This window comes from Bacillus sp. AR8-1, from assembly GCF_008042345.1.
In the GTDB taxonomy this organism is placed as follows: Bacteria; Bacillota; Bacilli; order Bacillales; family Bacillaceae_G; genus Bacillus_A; species Bacillus_A cereus.
The window spans coordinates 58,359-76,127 of sequence record NZ_QNUB01000017.1 but is presented as its reverse complement, the minus strand read 5'-3'; the positions used below and the strand labels follow the sequence as shown (position 1 = coordinate 76,127).

The following is a 17,769-nucleotide window of genomic DNA, read 5'->3' as shown; positions in this document are numbered from 1 at the left end:
AAGGCGAAGTATATTGCAAATCATGCATTCAAATTGTAAGTAAAACGAAATAAAAAAAGCTTTGCGCTCACCGCGCAAAGCTTTTTTTCATATATTATAGACCAGCTTGCTCTTTTAAAGCTGCAGCTTTGTCTGTACGTTCCCATGAAAGATCTACATCAGTACGTCCGAAGTGGCCGTAAGCTGCTGTTTGTTTGTAAATTGGGCGACGTAAGTCTAGCATTTTAATAATACCAGCTGGGCGAAGATCGAAGTTGTTACGAACTAGTTCTACTAGTACGTCTTCAGATACTTTACCTGTGCCGAATGTATCAACTGAAATTGATACTGGTTGTGCTACACCGATTGCGTATGCAAGTTGTACTTCTGCTTTGTCAGCAAGACCAGCTGCTACGATGTTTTTCGCAACATAACGAGCTGCATATGCTGCAGAACGGTCAACTTTTGTTGCATCTTTACCAGAGAATGCACCGCCGCCATGGCGAGCGTATCCACCGTAAGTATCAACGATGATTTTACGTCCTGTTAAACCAGCATCACCTTGTGGTCCACCAATTACGAAGCGGCCAGTTGGATTAATGAAGAATTTCGTTTCTCCATCCATTAATTCTGCTGGTACTACAGCTTTAATTACGTGCTCTTTTAAGTCGCGATCGATTTCTTCCCATGTAACATCTGGGTGATGTTGTGTAGAAATTACGATAGTATCAACACGTACTGGTTTACCATTTTCATCATACTCAACTGTAACTTGCGTTTTTCCATCTGGACGTAAGTATGATAATGTATCATCTTTACGTACTTCAGTTAAACGGCGAGCTAATTTGTGAGCAAGCGAGATTGGAAGTGGCATTAACTCTTGTGTTTCATTACATGCGAAACCAAACATTAAACCTTGGTCTCCTGCACCAATTGCCTCAATCTCAGCGTCAGTCATTTGACCTTCGCGTGCTTCTAGCGCTTGGTCAACACCCATAGCGATGTCAGCAGACTGCTCATCGATAGATGTTAAAACAGCACAAGTTTCTGCATCGAATCCGTATTTTGCGCGTGTGTAACCAATGCCTTGAATTGTTTCACGAACGATTTTTGGAATATCTACGTAAGTAGAAGTCGTAATTTCCCCCGCTACCAATACTAAACCAGTTGTTACAGTTGTTTCACAAGCTACACGTGCATTTGCGTCTTTTGATAAGATCGCATCTAAAATTGAATCAGAAATTTGGTCACAAATTTTATCTGGATGTCCTTCAGTTACAGACTCAGATGTGAACAGATGACGTTTTTTTGTCATGTGGTAAACCTCCCTACAGTAATTGTATATATTGTACGGAACTCATCCTTAATTTGCCACAAACTGCGACATACATTTATTCTCCCACACAAGCATACAGAAAAACCTTTCCTACTTTACATAGAGGAAAGGTTTAATTTGCTACTTGCATACTGCTTTTTGCCCTTCGCTCTTATCGTTCGAGACCTGTAGCCTCGCACAGGTTTTAGCACCTATTCACCTGCATTTATCAATACAAGTGAGGTTGCTGGGCTTCATCGGGCCTGTCCCTCCGCCAGCTCGGGATAAGAGAGTATCCGTCCCAACCTATACTAAAGAAATGATATTCATTTGTCAATTAATATTCACATTTTCCTGAAAGTTTTTCTCAATACGCCTGAAATGAAATATTAATAGGGAAATAATGCATTCACACAAACAAAAAGAAATAAATAGTATACATTATTTATATAATTGTGTTATACTCTTGTTGGGGATTACGAGAAATATTTCATTAAATGAAAAGGATGGTATATAAATATGAGTACTGTGAATGTCCAAATTGGTTTACACGAATTATTGAACGGAAGCAATGCACAGATTCAACTAAGTGTTCCGCAATTAGTGGAAAAAGTATTAATGCGAAATGAAGGGAAATTAACTTCGACTGGTGCCGTTTCTGCTTCAACTGGAAAATATACAGGACGTTCTCCTAAAGATAAATTTATTGTGAAAGAAGCATCGGTTGCTGACAAAATTGCTTGGGGAGCTGTGAACCAACCGATTTCTGAAGAACATTTTAATAAATTATATACTAAAGTTTTAGAATACTTAAAAGAAAAAGAAGAGTTATTCGTCTTCAAAGGATTTGCAGGCGCTGACCGCAATTACCGCCTACCAATTCAAGTTATTAACGAATATGCATGGCACAATTTATTTGTACATCAATTATTCATTCGTCCAACTGAAGAAGAATTAACAATTCATGAATCAGAGTTCACAATTGTTTCTGCACCGAATTTCAAAGCTGATCCAGCTGTTGACGGTACAAACTCTGAAGCATTCATTATGGTTTCATTCGAAAAACGTATCGTACTAATTGGTGGTACAGAATACGCTGGAGAAATGAAAAAATCAATCTTCTCTATTATGAACTTCTTATTACCTGAACAAGATATCCTTTCTATGCATTGCTCTGCAAACGTAGGTGAAGAAGGCGACGTAGCACTATTCTTCGGTTTATCTGGAACAGGTAAAACAACATTATCTGCTGATCCAAACCGTAAATTAATCGGTGATGATGAGCACGGTTGGTCTGATAACGGTGTATTCAATATTGAAGGCGGTTGCTATGCAAAATGTGTAAACCTTTCTCACGAGAAAGAACCACAAATTTTCGATGCAATCAAATTTGGATCTGTTTTAGAAAACGTTATCATTAATGACCAAACGCGTATCGCCGACTACAACGATACTACTTTAACAGAAAATACTCGTGCTGCATACCCTATGCATGCGATCGACAATATCGTACTGCCAAGTGTTGCTGGACACCCAAATACAATTATTTTCTTAACTGCTGATGCATCTGGCGTATTGCCTCCAATCAGTAAGTTATCAAAAGAGCAAGCTATGTATCATTTCTTAAGTGGTTACACTAGTAAACTAGCAGGAACAGAGCGCGGCGTTACATCTCCGCAAGCTACATTCTCAACTTGCTTCGGTTCACCATTCTTACCACTTGATGCATCTCGCTACGCTGAAATGCTTGGTGAAAAAATCGAGAAACACGATGCGAAAGTATTCCTAGTAAACACTGGCTGGACCGGCGGCGAGTACGGAGTTGGTAAACGTATGAACTTAGGTTATACTCGTGCAATGATTCAAGCAGCATTAAGCGGCGAACTTGCAAAAACTGAAACAGCTAAACATGACATCTTCGGTCTTGAAGTTCCACTTCACGTACCAGGTGTACCTGACGAAGTGTTAATGCCTGAACAAACTTGGGCTGATAAAGCTGCTTACAAAGCAAAAGCAATCGAGCTTGCAAATGAATTCAAAGAGAACTTCAAAAAGTTCGAAAGCGTTTCTGAAGATATCATTAACTTAGGCGGTCCAATCGCTTAAATTAAAACTTTCTGTTGGAATAACCCTTTACTCATATGAATAAGTGTGTGTAACCGTAAAGTTTCGCGTACTCACCGACAAAACCCAATGCGGCTTAACGGTTACACACACTTACATAAAAAAGAAGCTTACGTGAAAACGTAAGCTTCTTTCTATATCTTATATAAAGTGAAATGCTAATCTCTTCATCTGTGATCTAGATTATAAAATTACAGCTTCGAATATATACATTATATCCCTACTCGCTACATCTCTCGGGTTTCACATCGTATGGGGTTAAAAAAGGCCCTGACCGCTTCTATTCGTGGCTGGATCATCTATTCCATCTAAAAAGAAGTCTTTTATCTTTTTATCTCTTTTAGCTCTTTGTTAGTTCTTTCTCATCTTTCATGCTATAGTATCCTAAATTCACAACGATTAAGAAATAACCACCCATAATCCCTACTGCAAATGCCCACATAACCATGTGGTGCTCAATTTCGTACATAATAATAGCACCCAAAATGGCAGCTGCAAAACGGTTAAACATACCGAGTGTCGGTGCTTTCGTCTTCTTTACAATACTATCTCCAAGCTTCTCAATTCTTCTCCCTAGAAGCCAAACGCAATACATACTTACAATAAGCCCAATTCCAGCGCCTAAAAAGTGTGCTGAAAACGGTGTTAACATCCAACCTAGTAACAAAATACCTAGTATATAATACGATTGGATTTTAAATGATCTTAGTGACATACTAATCATGCTGTACCTCTCTTCATTCGTTCTTATCTATCCAACAAAAAATTTCTTTCAAATTCATATTCCCTACATCCATTTCACTCAAATTAAAAACAACATAAACAGTATGTTTATGTTGTTTAAATGTTTTTAGAAAATAATATTATACAAGATTTCAAACATTATATTCTCATATTTTGTGACGGTTTTTCAAACTTTTTTCGTCCATTTATGAAAAAAATGATATCAATCTATGAACATACGGATATGATGTAATAAGCACACAAATAAAGGGGGCGTCTAATGATTTATTTTTTAATGGCTCTCATTCACCTCATTATCCCTGCACTTATCGGACTTTCATTGTATTGGTACACGAAAAACCATAGCATTTTTTACGCTGTCCTCGGTGTTCTTCTTCCAGGTATTATTCTTATTACACTCTTCCGTATTCCATTTTTAAACTTAATTCCACTTATTACTGCTATCTTATTTCTCATCTTCTTACCAAAAATAAAAAAATAGGAAAGCAGATCATAGGTGATCTGTTTTCCTATTTTGATATAGGTTCCCCTGCAATAGAATGAACTTTTACTTTCTCCGATTTCACAAACCATAGACCGACAAAAATGATAATTCCACCGATGATTTGTTGAAACGATACATATTCATTTGCCCAGACAGCTGCAAATAAAACAGCTACAAGCGGCGTTATATACATATATACCATCGTATGTGACGCCCCAATTTTTTGAACACCAACATACCACATTACTAGACCAAATACTGTGACAAAGAAAATAGAATATAGTAAAGCAAATAGTGTCATTCCGTGAGTAATGTGAAATGGCCTGACAAACACATACGGACCACTTAACAATAATAGCGGAATCGCACCCACTAATGCAGACCATGCTGTAACACGTAATGCTGAATATTTTTTAATTAATGGTCCTGCTAAAACAGGATAAAGCCCCCAGCATATGGATGTAATAAGTCCAATTCCATTGCCATAAAAAGAACTAGTAAGTGAATGTCCTGCTACTAAAACTAATGCTGCACCAACAAAAGCAATCATAGAACCGATTAACTTTCGAGAAGAAAAATTTTCTTGTTTCAGAAAAATCGCAAATACAGTTGTAAAAATAGGTGAAATAGAAATGAGTAAAGAGGCATTTGTAGCGGATGTATATTTGACAGTTTCCATAAATAACGTTTGATACAGTACAATACCTACAACGCTAACGATGATTAGTCTAGGTATATCCTTTCGCTCCATATAAACCGACTTTTCAATAAAAAAGGTAAGAAGTAACAGGAGCGGTGCCGCCGCCATCATACGAAGTGCAGTAAATTCAATTGCTGTAAATTCTAAAAATCCATACTTTGCAATCGTATAGTTAATCCCCCAAATAATAACAACACTTAAAATTAATAACTCAATTCCCCATCTTCTCATGCGTATCCCCTCCGCAAAGAAGATTATACAGAAAATTCAATCACATGTACATTTCATTATGTGAAAAAATCTTTTTACTATTGGGACGTTTTGGTAAATGAAATTATATCGGCGATTTTCTGAATATATCGGCGCAACTCCATTTATATCAGCGATTTTTTCAATATATCGACAATAATAGCGACTTATAAAATAAAAAAATGTGAGTCCAAAATACATTTTGGACTCACATTTCCTTTACTATACTCGAACGTGTAATTTCATATTTGGATTATAAAACTGGCTTGGGCTCTTCAACTGAAAAGTTCCTCCACCTTCATGCCAATCAACCGTTAACTTATCGTCCATAAATACAAGCTTTGTACGATCAGCGATAAAATTCATTGTGCTTGATTCAATATCCACATCGCGCTCATCTTTTTCTGCTACAGCTACTAAATCGATGATTCCGCTCATGACACAACCGCAACCCTCATTATCGTAAAATAACTTTATATATTTCGCTTCGCTTGGAATCGTATCCATAATCTTTTTATATGCTGCTTCTGTTACAGTAACGTACATATGTTAATCTTCATCCTCTCTTCTCTTATCATTCATATATTGTATCACCATTTTTCTTAAAAGTTATATACAGAAAATTAAGACTAATATACAATGTATGTGATAAAGTTTCAGCAATCGAGCTTTTATGAGTAGTTCATGCAGGAGAAAGGATGTTTACTATCTGTGTTCAAACTACAACGATATCCTATGTTATTAGGTCTATTTAGTAGTTTCTTCATTTCTAGCGGAATGCTATTACAGCATGTACTTCCCTATTCTCCTTCTATTGGCTGGATTCTAGGTTTTATTTGTTTCCTATCCGCTTCTTATTTTGCTACGAAGAATACAAACAACTCATAAAGCAAGAATCATCTTAAGGAGGATTATTAAACATGCCAGCCTTAAAAAAAATAGAGCAATCACTCGATTACTTATTTCAAATTGAAAAATACGGGAAAGATAGTGCCTTTAGTCGATTTATCCCAGCCGTATATGATCCTATCAAATTTCCTTGGCAACAATTTTTTGAAGCAAATTTTGTAGATTTATTTAACGGCCTTATGATGCACGGATCTGAAAATGTAAACAAAGTATTTTTAGCTGTATTCCCTACAGATGACGTTCTTGAAACATTCATTTCACAATCCACACCTGGTGATTTACTCTTTATGCACCATCCCCTTGTAATGGAGTGTGGTGATCCGCTTGGAAGATCAGGCCGCGGTTTCATACCAATTCCTGAAAAATATTTGCAAGGAATAAAAGAAAAACAACTTTCTATATATACATGTCACGTACCAATGGATTTTCATCAAACACATGGAACGAGTATTTCAATTGCAAAAGCATTAAACGCTACTGTAGTGGACGACTTTGCATATGGAGGTCCAGAACAAGAACCATTTGGCCTTATTTGTGAAATAGATGAAACATCAACAGAAGCACTCCAAAAACATCTAAAACAACTCTTCCAGATTCCTTACACAGACTTCGAAGGTAAACGACATGATTCCATCAAAAAAATCGCAATTATCGCTGGATGTGGCGATGTTGTATCTTTAATGAAGGAAGCAGAAGAAAAAGGTGCTGAAGCATATATTACAGGAGAAATCCATTGCCATATCGACAATGATTACGGCCGACATAAATACTCGCTCATTATGGATTATGTAAAAGAAACGAATATGTCTCTAATTGGCGTGTCACACTCTGCCTCTGAATATTTAGTAAAAGAGACATTGATGTATGATTGGTTTAAAGAGAATTTTGATGTGGATGTTATTTTGCTTCCGCAGAAGAAATGGTGGCTCTAACACTACTTAATTCTCCTCCCGCTATCTTTTGAAATCTAGACACAAAATACGATCTGCCACACAAAATTATAGAATTCATAATATATATATAGTAGTTCTATTTTAAAAACTAGATTTTGAAAATATAGAAAGGAGAACATATATGTACCCACGTAATTATTTTAGTTGCGACGGCAGGCGCAACAGCGGTTCTAACGGAAACACTGGGCCCACGGGGAACACCGGACCTACTGGTAATGCTGGACCTTCCGGAGCGGGTTTCCAAAGTACTACCACCTTCAGTCTAGCAGCGGCTCCCAACTATAAAAAAGGACAAGTTGTCACTTATACGGGCAGCGGCTATGTTGTAAAAAAAGATGCACCTCAAGGGTTTCCTAATATATCTCCAGATTATATCGTATTAGTAGAAAGTGGACCTACCGGTAGTACCGGACCTTCCGGCATCACTGGCCCTACGGGGAACACCGGACCTACTGGCATTACTGGGCCTACCGGCATTACTGGGCCTACAGGGAACACCGGACCTACTGGCATTACTGGGCCTACGGGGAACACTGGACCTTCCGTGGGATTTGTGGGCCTGCGGGGAATACCGGACCTACTGGCATCACTGGCCCTACGGGGAATACCGGACCTACTGGCATCACTGGCCCTACGGGGAATACCGGACCTACTGGGGCCCTACGGGGAACACCGGGCCTACTGGCATTACTGGACCTACGGGATCTGCCGATAGTGCTTCAGCAAAAAGTATTGTTTTTCAAGGAACAAATGCTGGTTTTCAACGTATAGCGGGTTCTCCTGGAATTGACTCCAATGTTATTCCATATGTCACTGCTGGAGCCGGTAGTATTGTCGGCTTTTCTGCGTCTATAAATATAAATAATTTACCTGCTGCTATTTATACGATTAATATTTGCAGAAATGTCCCAACAAACCTCACAACCCCTTCTTCTAGCTACATCCTATCTACTATTACCTTAACTACTACTGACAAAATTACCGGAACTATGGTATTTTCCATTAAACCAACGGATAGCGGATCAGAACAAATTCAAGTATTTAATCCTACTCCGGCAGTAGGTCCCGCTACTGTAACTTGGACTAGCATTACAACTGGAAACCCAGTTGCAAGAGGAGATGCTATATCCCTTTATATTACCCCTGGAATTACTGCAAGTGCTGTATATTCTATTTTTCTAATTACTAACATATAGCAATTCATTTCATAAAAAAAGACCCGAGATTCGGGTCAACAAATAGAAATATAAATGAACTACAACAAATAACAGACAAAGCCATTATATATTTTTCGTAGTAAAACATCCATTAATTTCTTTTTACACTATCAATATATTATTTTTCGTTATCGTCCTCTTTTTTAGAACGTCTACCTAAGAAGAATACAAGAACTAATAATATAATTAACAGTAGTACTCCGCCGATAATGTAATATAATGTGTAGTCTTTTTTCGCTTCTACCGCTGTATCATTTAACTTATCAGCTGTCTTTCCTTCAATTGTAAATTTCTTCGTCCATTCCCATTTTTGATCGCCATCAGTGGCTTTCACTTCTACTCGGTACGTTCCTGGATCAAATGCTTTGTTTTCCCAGCTAATAGCATAATCAAAGTTTGAGTTTGGCGCCATTCTTAAATTTTCTTTTTTCGCTTCAAATAAAACGTCTCTACCTTTTTCTTTATATACTTTTGCATCAACACTTAAATTTTTTAACATTGCTGGCTTTACGTTTTGTAAATTTGCAGTAACAACGTTACGCCCGTTAATTTGTGTTGGCTTTACTTCGTTTAATTTCATGTCTGGTTTTACTTCAGCATCCGTCTCTTTTAAAACAACACCAATTGCGTATGCATATTTATTTTCAATTTGCACACCTTCATCTTTTTTCTTTGCATTCTCATCTTCTTTTTCTTTAAAGTATAAACCACCTAAAATAACACCATCAAACGACTCACTTGGCATTTCTAGGTTTATATCAACTGTCACTATGCTGTTAGCTGGGACTTTCGTTTCTTTTGGCATTTTAGCAATTTTAGAAAACGGATATTTCAAAGTAGAATCCGTTTTTGGTTCTACTGTACTATAATCTGTAATACCATTGCTATTCGTAATTGCTGTATTAGCAAACGATTCTACCACAACTTCTTTATTCGTATCATTTTTCATTTGGACTTGAATTGTTTGCTTTTGTCCAGGTTGCATTTTCAAATCAAAATACGTTTGATTTTTATCAATTTGATTTTCTGGTATAACTGCTGTCACAGCGAATTTCATTTCAGCTGCATATACTGAAAAAGCGTTTACCATGAAGAATGTAATTAATAGTAAGCTAGTAAATAGTTTTTTTACCATCTCTTATGTAATCCCCTTCATATCCATTTTATAGACAAGAAAGAGACAAGGTTAAAGCCATTCCCTTATCTCTTCTCATTTTCCTCTTTTATCTTAAAATTCCTCTTACTTACATAGGAGCGTCTGTTAGTTCCCAAGTTAGTGAAGTTGTGTATTGTGTTTGTTCTTTTTTCGTTTTACCTGGTACAGATAACTCTACGCTTTGTTTCGCTTCTGTTGCATCTTTACCAAACGTATTTACCCATGTACCTATACCTTGGTTTTCTTTTGCATCGATTAAATCAGATGCTGCACCACTTGGATTTAATGTGATAGATTGTTCTGCTGTTGGTGCGTCGCTACCTGCATTTGATTTCAAAGCTGAATTTTTTAATGTTAATGCCGCACCATCCAACGCTTTATCATCTGCAGTTTTGAATTGACCATTTTGTTTTACTGTTAAATGCCATCCAGCATTTGTACCACGATTATCTGTTACTTGAACGTAGTTCGGCACGTCAATTACAGAACCGTCTACTTTTTTCTTTACTTTATCTAATTCTGCAAAGTAGATTTCGTTATTCCCTGATGCTTTTTGTGTTTTAAAGTTGAAGTTAGATACATAATCAATACTTAGTGGACCATCTGTACCTTTTTTATCTGGATCAACTGGATCTACAGTTTCATCTGGATTCTCTGGATTAACAACATCAATTTTATCTGTATTTTTCTCGAATTTAATGAATGCTTTTGAGTCTAATTTCCCGCCATCTTTCTCAGCTGCAAATGCAGACGTTCCTACTGATACTGATGATAATGTTACCGCTCCAATTAATGCTATTTTTGCTAGTTTCATAGTTTTATACCCCTTTATGATCATTTTTAAAATTCAGTCATTCTTAATTTTCAATCTTGTATAAACTTAGTTTGGTGTATCTTCTAAAGTCCAAGTTAACTCAGCTGAATATTTCGCACCTTTTTCTTTCGCTGTCGTACCTGGTACGAATAAGCTCACACTCTGTTTACCTTGTTCTGTTCCTTTACCGAATGCAGTCGTCCAATCACCCATACCTTTATTCTTTGCGGCAGTAGTAATTTCCACCGCATCTCCACCTGGAGCTAGCGTTACTTTATTTTTAAATGTTGTAGGTGCATATTGTGCATCAGTTACAGAATTTACAGCTGGGTTACTTAAGCTTAAAGCTGCATTTGTTAACTCACTATTACCACTTTTAAATTGTGCATTTTGCTTTACTTTCAATTTCCATCCTGCATTTGTACCACGGTTATCTGTTACAGATACGAAGTTAGGTACTTCAACTGTTTTGCTCCCTTGTTTCACTTTATCCAATTTTGCAAAGTATGTTTGATCATTACCAGAGATAACTTGCTCGCCGAAGTGTAAGTTAGAAACGTAGTTAATACTTAATGGACCTTTTGTTCCTTTTTCATGGTCACCAGGGTTCTCTGGTGTAACTTTTTCATTTGGATTTTCTGGATTGTTTGGATCTGTTGTGCTTGTATCTTCAATAAACGTTACATCGGTTTTTGATTTCATATTTGCTTTCTCTTCCGCAAATGCTGAAGTTCCTACTGCTGCAACTGATGTTAATGATACTGCACCGATTAATGCTAATTTTGCTAGTTTCATATGTACCTTCCCCTTTTCTCTGTTTTCATCTATTTTTTATTTTGAATACACTTGCTTTCCCCTAATTCTTTTGAATACATATAGAGATAAAACAATCGAAAACAATCCTATATATTGTTTGAAGTCCCGTGTCTGGCCTCCTGTTTTCGGTAAATATTTATCTCCATTTTTATTTTTATCAACTGTCTCTTTTTTTGTATTTATCTTTGTCGGATCAGTTGATGTATTTGGTGTATAGCTATTCGAAAATGTAATACCCGCTTTTGAATTCGTACTTGTAGCCGTTACTACATTTGCCATAAGAAACGGCACACATATAACTGTGGAAACGATAATACCAACTATTTTTTTCATTACTCTCTCCTTTCTAAAATTTATATATTTCATATATTTTTAGAGAGGAGCATCGGTTAATGTCCATTCTAGCTGTCCAGCATATTTAGTATTTGCTTTGACATTCGGCCCTGGTTTTACTTGTAAATGAATTCCTTCGTTTTCCTTCCAATTTAGTGAAACCTCCTCGTCGTTTTTAGAAATATACGAGAATGCTTCTATACTAGAGGTACTTAAAGGTGTATCCTTTCCATTTCGTTTGTAAATCAATGCTCCTGTCAATGTGTCATTTTGCGCTGAAGTTAATGGTGTGATTTCCTTTACATATACACTCCATTTTTGCTTTTTAACACGATCATCGGTTACCTTTAAAGGATTTGAAATCGTCTTCGGTGCGTATGTCGTTGTTTTCGATGGAATTGTTAAATCTCCAAATGTAATTTCTTTTGGTACGTCTACTAACTTTAAAGTCCCATCAACGACAGTAACCGGCACTTGAATCTCCGCTTGTACACCTTGCTTCGTTTCAATTACAACCGTTACAGTATGATTCCCTATTGTTTTGGTATCTGGAATATTGATTAACTTCACTACTGATATTGGTTTATCTACATCCAAATTCGTATCTACAGATAAATCTGTCACAAATTTAGAAATATCCATTTTTGTTAAATCTGTTCCTTGCACTACTTTTTGTGGGACTGGTTTCCCAGTTGGAATACCTTTATACCTTATTTTTGCGATTCCATCTCGATTACTATCTTGTCCATTCTTATCGCCATCTAAATAATTTTTAGCTGACACCGGTATTTCAAGATAACCATCTTTGTAATATTTCATTACATTAGCACCTTTTACAGGAGAACCTGTAATTGTCATTTCATAAATTTTCCCGTTGAATTCTTCTGTTTTTAGCGCATTTACTTTCGCAACCGCAGTGACTTTATTGTTTGTCCTGCTAATATCAAAGAAGCTACTTACATCATCTCCACTCTCCACATCTTGAATGGAAACATCATTCACAGTAAAATCCTTATTCACTTCACTTTCTAATACAAAAGATTTCGCATAGTGAATCTCTTTCGATTGAGCAGGCATATTTTGATATACCTTATAAGAAAGTTGACGGGAATTATCTTCCACAATATCTCCTATTACACTTGGAGCTGGAATTTCAATTTGTGCAATCGCTAATTGGTCGTATGATACATTAACACCTGAAGCATTTAATCTAACTTCTAGCGGTAATTCTGTTAAATTATCAAATGTAATTGTCATATCTGCTTCTGGAGTAGCTACTGGACCTGCTGTTCCAGAAAACTCGATTTTATTATTCCCTTTGTCTTGATACCTAATTGAACTCGTATCATACACGTATAAATTCGTTAAATGACTACCATCATTACGTAACGTTACATTTTTATAACTATTTATCCTTTTGAAATTCCACATTGCCGTTAATGGTACTTTTTTACTTGTTCCGTGTTCATAAAATTCAAAGGAAGCATTATAAGTTTGTCCTGACCTTCCGTTCCCATATAATTGTAAAAAGTTTTTTGCATCACCTTTAGTTATTGGTGTTTTAACATCTACAGATGAAGCTGTCATAGAGTGAATATTAATACGGACATCAATCCATTTCCCTTGATATTCACCAGCTTTTTTTACTAATACGTACTGTTCTCTATTTGAATTTCTAAATGTATATTGACTTTGACCAGTTCTGTCATTGCTACTACCCTTTACCTCATATGTTACTTGTGGGCTCCAAACAAATCTAAAAGCATATTTACCCGAGATAGAAGGCCCTTCACCTGTTCTATTATTTATTACCTTTACATTTGGATATTTAAGAATACTTGTAACAGGACTAGCAGTTAGTAGAGATTGGCTCTTTAATACCTTCTCAGCTTGAATAGCAGGTAATTCCTGATTATTTTCGTTTATCCTATTGCTCTCTTTTAATTCATTTTCCTTTGGTACGAGTTCTTCATTAACCTTTTCTTTCGCTAAAGTCTTCGTTTCTTTTGGAACTTCAGCATTAGTAGAACTTATTTCTTGTTTTTTATTTTCTTCCGATACTTTCACTTTTTCACTTATTTCTTTTTTCATAACTTCCTCTGAAGCCTTTGGATTTTCATCAGAAATGGCTACATTTAAAGCCTCTTTTTTCTCTACAACATGTAGAGAAGGAGATTCAATTTTCTTTTCATTCCCTTCAAACTTCACTATCGGTTCAAATTTGTACTCTCCAGCTTTTTTCATTTGAATGACTACATATACGTCACCGATAAAATTACTTTGTTCATTCTTTTCAATTTTTACAATGTGATCTTCTGTTACTGAAATGTTTTGAATCGCTTTATTGTTTTCGTTCATTTTTTTCGTTTCTGCTTCATTGAACAGCTGTTCATTAGATAATTTCAGCTCGATATTAGCATCTTGTTTATTTGTATTTGTAATCTTTAATACTATATTTTCATCAACTTTTATTTCTTGTTTATCCATATGAACGATAAAACGTCCTTGCTCGTCGTTTGTAACCGCATAAACTTTCGTTGCAGAGTAATCTAGCACACCAACTTGCGTAAATAATATTCCTCCAGCGAGAAGTATACGCCCAAATTTACCTATTTGATTTTGCAATGTACTTCCCTCCCTCACTTCTTATGAACCGAATATTTCGAACATTAAATTTATTATTCAGCTAAATTTACAATCATAATGTGTATTCCTAGAAAATAAAAAGCCTGGTTGCCTTTTCGATTTTCATACATCACAACATGTGTGAAAATCCAAACTGCAACCAGACTATCATAGTAATTTTCATTACCTTAGACTCTTAGCTTTGCGACCTATCCTTTCGAACAGTGTGCCCATTTATTTTTTCTTTTTGAGACAATAAAAAATCCGATTGCCTCTTCGATTTTCATACATACAACTATGTGTAAAAATCCAAACTGCAACCAGACTATCATAGTAATTTTCATTACCTTAGACTCTTAGCTTTGCGACCTATCCTTTCGAATAGTGTGCCCATTTATTTTTTCTTTTTGAGACAATAAAAAATCCGGTTGCCTCTTCGATTTTCATACATACAACTATGTGTGAAAATCCAAACTGCAACCAGACTATCATAGTAATTTTCATTACTTTAGACTCTTAGCTTTGCGACCTATCCTTTCGAATAGTGTGCCAAAAATAAGTATTTATTTATCGTGTTTTGAATATACCATTAAAACCCAAAAAAGAAAATAGTTTTTTTAGAAAAAAACAATTAATTTTTATAGTCTAAATTTTACACCGAAAAATCCATAATAAAAACTAAAAAAAACATTTTGATCTTAGAAATACATCATACATTTCTTTATCGATAAAATGAAATTTTTACTATCCACAAATAGCAAGATAAAATAGAAAAACATCACTTATTTGGAAGTGATGTTTTTTCTATTTAATGCAGTGGTAACATAACCTCAACCGTCGTTCCAACCCCAACTTCACTTTCAAAATTCATTTTACCGTTGTGGTCTTTAATAATTTTTTCTGTAACTACTAAACCTAGACCAGTTCCTGTTTCTTTCGTTGTATAAAAGGCTTCATTTAACTTTGGAATTTTATCTTTCGGAATGCCGCATCCCTCATCTTTCACTTGAATGATGATTCCATCTTTTACAGTAACTTTAATCGTAATTGTTCCGCCAACTGACATTGCTTCAATTGCATTTTTAATTAAATTAAAAAAGACCTGTTTTAATCGTTTTTCATCACATGTAATTGATGGTAAGTCTTTACTGTAAATACCTTGTATGTAGACTCCTTGTTTTAAAGCAGGCTTTTCCATAACTCGAATAACATAAGAGATAATTTCTTGTATGTTATGAGTTTCTGATTCTAGTGATTTAGATTTCTCAAATCCACTAAGTTCTGTAGCAATTATATGAATCCGATCTACTTCTTGTTTCATAATATCACTATAAATTTTATCCTCTGGATGCTTGTCTGCTTGTTTATTCACAAGTTTTTTTAAGTTTGCTAAAGGTCTTCTAATCTTATAACCAATAACCGTCGCCATTTTTCCAACAGCTGCTAGTTTTTCTGTCTGTTTTATTTCTTTGTCCATCATCTCAAGCGTACGAACGTAAGACTGAACCCTCAAAAATATAATCCAACATATGATAGTAAATACACTATATAATGCCATTGGGATTAAAACGAGAGAAGATTGAATAATGATTCCTGTAAGAGCGTACTTCCCGACAAGTATCGCTGGAACTAACCAGAAATATCTTTTGTTCACAAAAATTGGTGCGAACAAAATAAAAAATACTTCTACTATATTTCCACCGTCAAATTCCGCATCGCTACCATAATAAATCATAATGTTATGGATACAATCTAATACATTATAGCCAATTAGAATAATATACTTTACCACAAAAACATTCTTCCATTTCATAAAGTATATTCCAATGCAAAACAATACTACCGTCAAAAAGTAAAGCCATAAACCTAAACCATCTTCAAACTTTCCTACGCCTTCTTGCTCTCCCGCGATTAAAGGTACGATAAATTCATAGGCAAGATCATACACAAAAAATATAATAAAAAATAAACTTAAAAATACTTTCAACGCCTTTATTTCTTCATTTTTAAATATATAGCCTTTATTCATATGGTAACTCCTAGCTTTTCTTCCACTTGGATTTCAGTATTTCCACACTCCCTTGGGAGAATGATGTCTATTCTCGTTCCAGTATCTCTTTCACTTGAAATATGCAGCTCACCAAGGTGCTCGGCGACAATTCGATTCGCTACCGTAAGTCCCAGACCAATTTTATCTTGTTTCGTTGTATAAAAGGCCTCTGTAACACGGGTTAAGTTTTCTTGCTTAATACCATAACCATTATCGATTACGCTGATTATTACATATTCTTTCCCTTTATTCTCTAATTGCAAATGTAATATGCCACCTTGTTCCATTGCCTCTAAAGCATTTTTTATCGTATATAAAAAGACTCCTCTTATTTTTCGTTCATCACATTCAACTTCTATTGTTTTTTCTTCCACATTAGAAATAAACTGTACGTTTAATTCATTCATTTTTTCGCGAAGACTTGTTATTACTTGTAATACAATTTTTCCTACATCATGTTTCTTATAAATAGAAGGTTTGCATGTAGCAACTTCCATTAACTCACTTATCATATTATTCATATTTTCTATTTCAAAAATCATACGTTTATAAATAGGATCCTCTTCATGCTTCTCTCGTTGTAATTGCGTAAATCCTTTTAATGAAGCGAGTGGATTTTTAATTTCATGTCCAACCGTCGCTGCCATTTTTCCGATTACTGCTAATTTCTGTGATTCGCTAGCAATCGCAATACTTTCCTTTACGGCTGAAAGATATTGTAAAAATCGATTTAAAATGATATATGCAGCTATTAACATAAGCGTACACATAATAAGGAACATAAATGCTTTTACTTCCTCTAATACAAATAAATAAATTAAATATTTTCCTACAATAGAGGAAAGTAAAAACACATAGAATTTTTTATTTAAAAATATAGGTACAAAGAAAATGAGAATAATTTCTATTATATTTGTCGCATCAAACGCCGCTTTATTATAAAAAACATATGCAAATATATTAGCGATTTCTATCGCTATGTATGCAAATATCCATGCATATTTAACAAGGTTTGCCTTCTCTTTTTTCATTAAATATATATTCACGCACAGTATTGCTACTCCGCAAATAACTTGCCATATTATGTTGTATCCCTTATCCATTATTGATTTATCTTCTAATACGATTGCATAGAAAATTTGATATACAATAACAATGACATATAACACCCATAAAAGGATTTTTGCATTCTTTTCTTCTTCTTTATATGATAGAAAACTTTCTTTCACTTCAACACCCCTTCAAAATAATATCTCGAAGAATACCATTTATTATAATAAATGATTTTCATAGACAAACAA

General features: G+C 35.2%; 15 protein-coding genes, 1 pseudogene and 4 riboswitches. Of the genes and pseudogenes, 5 read left to right on the top strand and 11 right to left on the bottom strand.

What is annotated here, in order from left to right; all coding sequences use genetic code 11:
• Positions 1-94 precede the first annotated feature (94 nt).
• Positions 95-1,294 carry a methionine adenosyltransferase gene (gene metK / locus DN400_RS11585; protein ID WP_000163117.1) on the bottom strand — a complete coding sequence of 400 codons (1,200 nt, stop codon included), beginning with the start codon at positions 1,292-1,294 and terminating at the stop codon, positions 95-97.
• A 169-nt stretch (positions 1,295-1,463) separates the two neighbouring features.
• Positions 1,464-1,585, bottom strand: a riboswitch (SAM riboswitch).
• Between the two features lie 228 nt (positions 1,586-1,813).
• Between metK and pckA the strand changes: the two genes are divergently transcribed.
• On the top strand, positions 1,814-3,400 hold the full coding sequence (gene pckA / locus DN400_RS11580) for a phosphoenolpyruvate carboxykinase (ATP) (RefSeq protein WP_097997156.1): 1,587 nt from the start codon (positions 1,814-1,816) through the stop codon (positions 3,398-3,400).
• Positions 3,401-3,758: 358 nt separating this feature from the next.
• On the opposite strand, the gene DN400_RS11575 is transcribed toward pckA, so the two are convergent.
• Positions 3,759-4,142: an ATP synthase subunit I gene (locus tag DN400_RS11575; RefSeq protein WP_000624926.1), complete on the bottom strand. Its 384-nt coding sequence runs from the start codon at positions 4,140-4,142 to the stop codon at positions 3,759-3,761.
• 279 nt (positions 4,143-4,421) lie between these two features.
• On the opposite strand from DN400_RS11575, the gene DN400_RS11570 reads away from it, so the two are divergent.
• Entirely contained in the window at positions 4,422-4,643 is a 222-nt protein-coding gene (locus DN400_RS11570; RefSeq protein WP_000639042.1) for a hypothetical protein, read from the top strand.
• Between the two features lie 28 nt (positions 4,644-4,671).
• On the opposite strand, the gene DN400_RS11565 is transcribed toward DN400_RS11570, so the two are convergent.
• Positions 4,672-5,577: a DMT family transporter gene (locus DN400_RS11565; protein WP_071713463.1), complete on the bottom strand. Its 906-nt coding sequence runs from the start codon at positions 5,575-5,577 to the stop codon at positions 4,672-4,674.
• Between the two features lie 240 nt (positions 5,578-5,817).
• Positions 5,818-6,141, bottom strand: a complete 324-nt coding sequence (locus DN400_RS11560; protein ID WP_000289570.1) for an iron-sulfur cluster biosynthesis family protein — start codon at positions 6,139-6,141, stop codon at positions 5,818-5,820.
• Between the two features lie 165 nt (positions 6,142-6,306).
• On the opposite strand from DN400_RS11560, the gene DN400_RS29420 reads away from it, so the two are divergent.
• The 3 genes and pseudogenes from DN400_RS29420 (at position 6,307) to DN400_RS30090 (ending at position 8,653) form a co-directional block, all read left to right on the top strand.
• Entirely contained in the window at positions 6,307-6,483 is a 177-nt protein-coding gene (locus tag DN400_RS29420) for a hypothetical protein (RefSeq protein ID WP_015406513.1), read from the top strand.
• Between the two features lie 32 nt (positions 6,484-6,515).
• Positions 6,516-7,436, top strand: coding sequence for a Nif3-like dinuclear metal center hexameric protein (locus tag DN400_RS11555; protein WP_097997154.1), 921 nt, complete (start codon positions 6,516-6,518; stop codon positions 7,434-7,436).
• Between the two features lie 142 nt (positions 7,437-7,578).
• Positions 7,579-8,653: pseudogene (locus DN400_RS30090) on the top strand (collagen-like protein).
• Positions 8,654-8,792: 139 nt separating this feature from the next.
• On the opposite strand, the gene DN400_RS11545 reads toward DN400_RS30090, so the two are convergent.
• The 7 genes from DN400_RS11545 to DN400_RS11515 all read right to left on the bottom strand — a co-directional run bounded on the left by DN400_RS11545 (position 8,793) and on the right by DN400_RS11515 (position 17,697).
• Entirely contained in the window at positions 8,793-9,809 is a 1,017-nt protein-coding gene (locus tag DN400_RS11545) for a WxLIP family cell surface protein (protein WP_072941209.1), read from the bottom strand.
• A gap of 109 nt (positions 9,810-9,918) precedes the next feature.
• Positions 9,919-10,644: a WxL domain-containing protein gene (locus DN400_RS11540; protein ID WP_000761505.1), complete on the bottom strand. Its 726-nt coding sequence runs from the start codon at positions 10,642-10,644 to the stop codon at positions 9,919-9,921.
• A 66-nt stretch (positions 10,645-10,710) separates the two neighbouring features.
• Positions 10,711-11,439: a WxL domain-containing protein gene (locus DN400_RS11535; protein ID WP_071713469.1), complete on the bottom strand. Its 729-nt coding sequence runs from the start codon at positions 11,437-11,439 to the stop codon at positions 10,711-10,713.
• Between the two features lie 36 nt (positions 11,440-11,475).
• Entirely contained in the window at positions 11,476-11,793 is a 318-nt protein-coding gene (locus DN400_RS11530; RefSeq protein ID WP_000724871.1) for an EF2685/EF0750 family sortase-dependent surface protein, read from the bottom strand.
• Between the two features lie 39 nt (positions 11,794-11,832).
• Complete coding sequence (locus tag DN400_RS11525) at positions 11,833-14,418, bottom strand: WxL domain-containing protein (protein ID WP_147801685.1); 2,586 nt, start codon at positions 14,416-14,418, stop codon at positions 11,833-11,835.
• Positions 14,419-14,570: 152 nt separating this feature from the next.
• A riboswitch (cyclic di-GMP riboswitch) is annotated at positions 14,571-14,659 on the bottom strand.
• Between the two features lie 71 nt (positions 14,660-14,730).
• Positions 14,731-14,819, bottom strand: a riboswitch (cyclic di-GMP riboswitch).
• A gap of 71 nt (positions 14,820-14,890) precedes the next feature.
• Positions 14,891-14,979: riboswitch (cyclic di-GMP riboswitch) on the bottom strand.
• A 247-nt stretch (positions 14,980-15,226) separates the two neighbouring features.
• Positions 15,227-16,447: an ATP-binding protein gene (locus DN400_RS11520; RefSeq protein WP_001032635.1), complete on the bottom strand. Its 1,221-nt coding sequence runs from the start codon at positions 16,445-16,447 to the stop codon at positions 15,227-15,229.
• Positions 16,444-17,697 carry an ATP-binding protein gene (locus tag DN400_RS11515; RefSeq protein ID WP_000664861.1) on the bottom strand — a complete coding sequence of 418 codons (1,254 nt, stop codon included), beginning with the start codon at positions 17,695-17,697 and terminating at the stop codon, positions 16,444-16,446. The genes DN400_RS11520 and DN400_RS11515 overlap by 4 nt, the downstream gene beginning before the upstream one ends.
• Between the last annotated feature and the right edge of the window lie 72 nt (positions 17,698-17,769).

What these genes read in the sequence shown, in the direction of transcription:
- metK (WP_000163117.1), bottom strand. Translation starts at nt 1,294, where the DNA reads ATGACAAAAAAACGTCATCTGTTCACATCTGAGTCTGTAACTGAAGGA.
- pckA (WP_097997156.1), top strand. Translation starts at nt 1,814, where the DNA reads ATGAGTACTGTGAATGTCCAAATTGGTTTACACGAATTATTGAACGGA.
- DN400_RS11575 (WP_000624926.1), bottom strand. Translation starts at nt 4,142, where the DNA reads ATGATTAGTATGTCACTAAGATCATTTAAAATCCAATCGTATTATATA.
- DN400_RS11570 (WP_000639042.1), top strand. Translation starts at nt 4,422, where the DNA reads ATGATTTATTTTTTAATGGCTCTCATTCACCTCATTATCCCTGCACTT.
- DN400_RS11565 (WP_071713463.1), bottom strand. Translation starts at nt 5,577, where the DNA reads ATGAGAAGATGGGGAATTGAGTTATTAATTTTAAGTGTTGTTATTATT.
- DN400_RS11560 (WP_000289570.1), bottom strand. Translation starts at nt 6,141, where the DNA reads ATGTACGTTACTGTAACAGAAGCAGCATATAAAAAGATTATGGATACG.
- DN400_RS11555 (WP_097997154.1), top strand. Translation starts at nt 6,516, where the DNA reads ATGCCAGCCTTAAAAAAAATAGAGCAATCACTCGATTACTTATTTCAA.
- DN400_RS11545 (WP_072941209.1), bottom strand. Translation starts at nt 9,809, where the DNA reads ATGGTAAAAAAACTATTTACTAGCTTACTATTAATTACATTCTTCATG.
- DN400_RS11540 (WP_000761505.1), bottom strand. Translation starts at nt 10,644, where the DNA reads ATGAAACTAGCAAAAATAGCATTAATTGGAGCGGTAACATTATCATCA.
- DN400_RS11535 (WP_071713469.1), bottom strand. Translation starts at nt 11,439, where the DNA reads ATGAAACTAGCAAAATTAGCATTAATCGGTGCAGTATCATTAACATCA.
- DN400_RS11530 (WP_000724871.1), bottom strand. Translation starts at nt 11,793, where the DNA reads ATGAAAAAAATAGTTGGTATTATCGTTTCCACAGTTATATGTGTGCCG.
- DN400_RS11520 (WP_001032635.1), bottom strand. Translation starts at nt 16,447, where the DNA reads ATGAATAAAGGCTATATATTTAAAAATGAAGAAATAAAGGCGTTGAAA.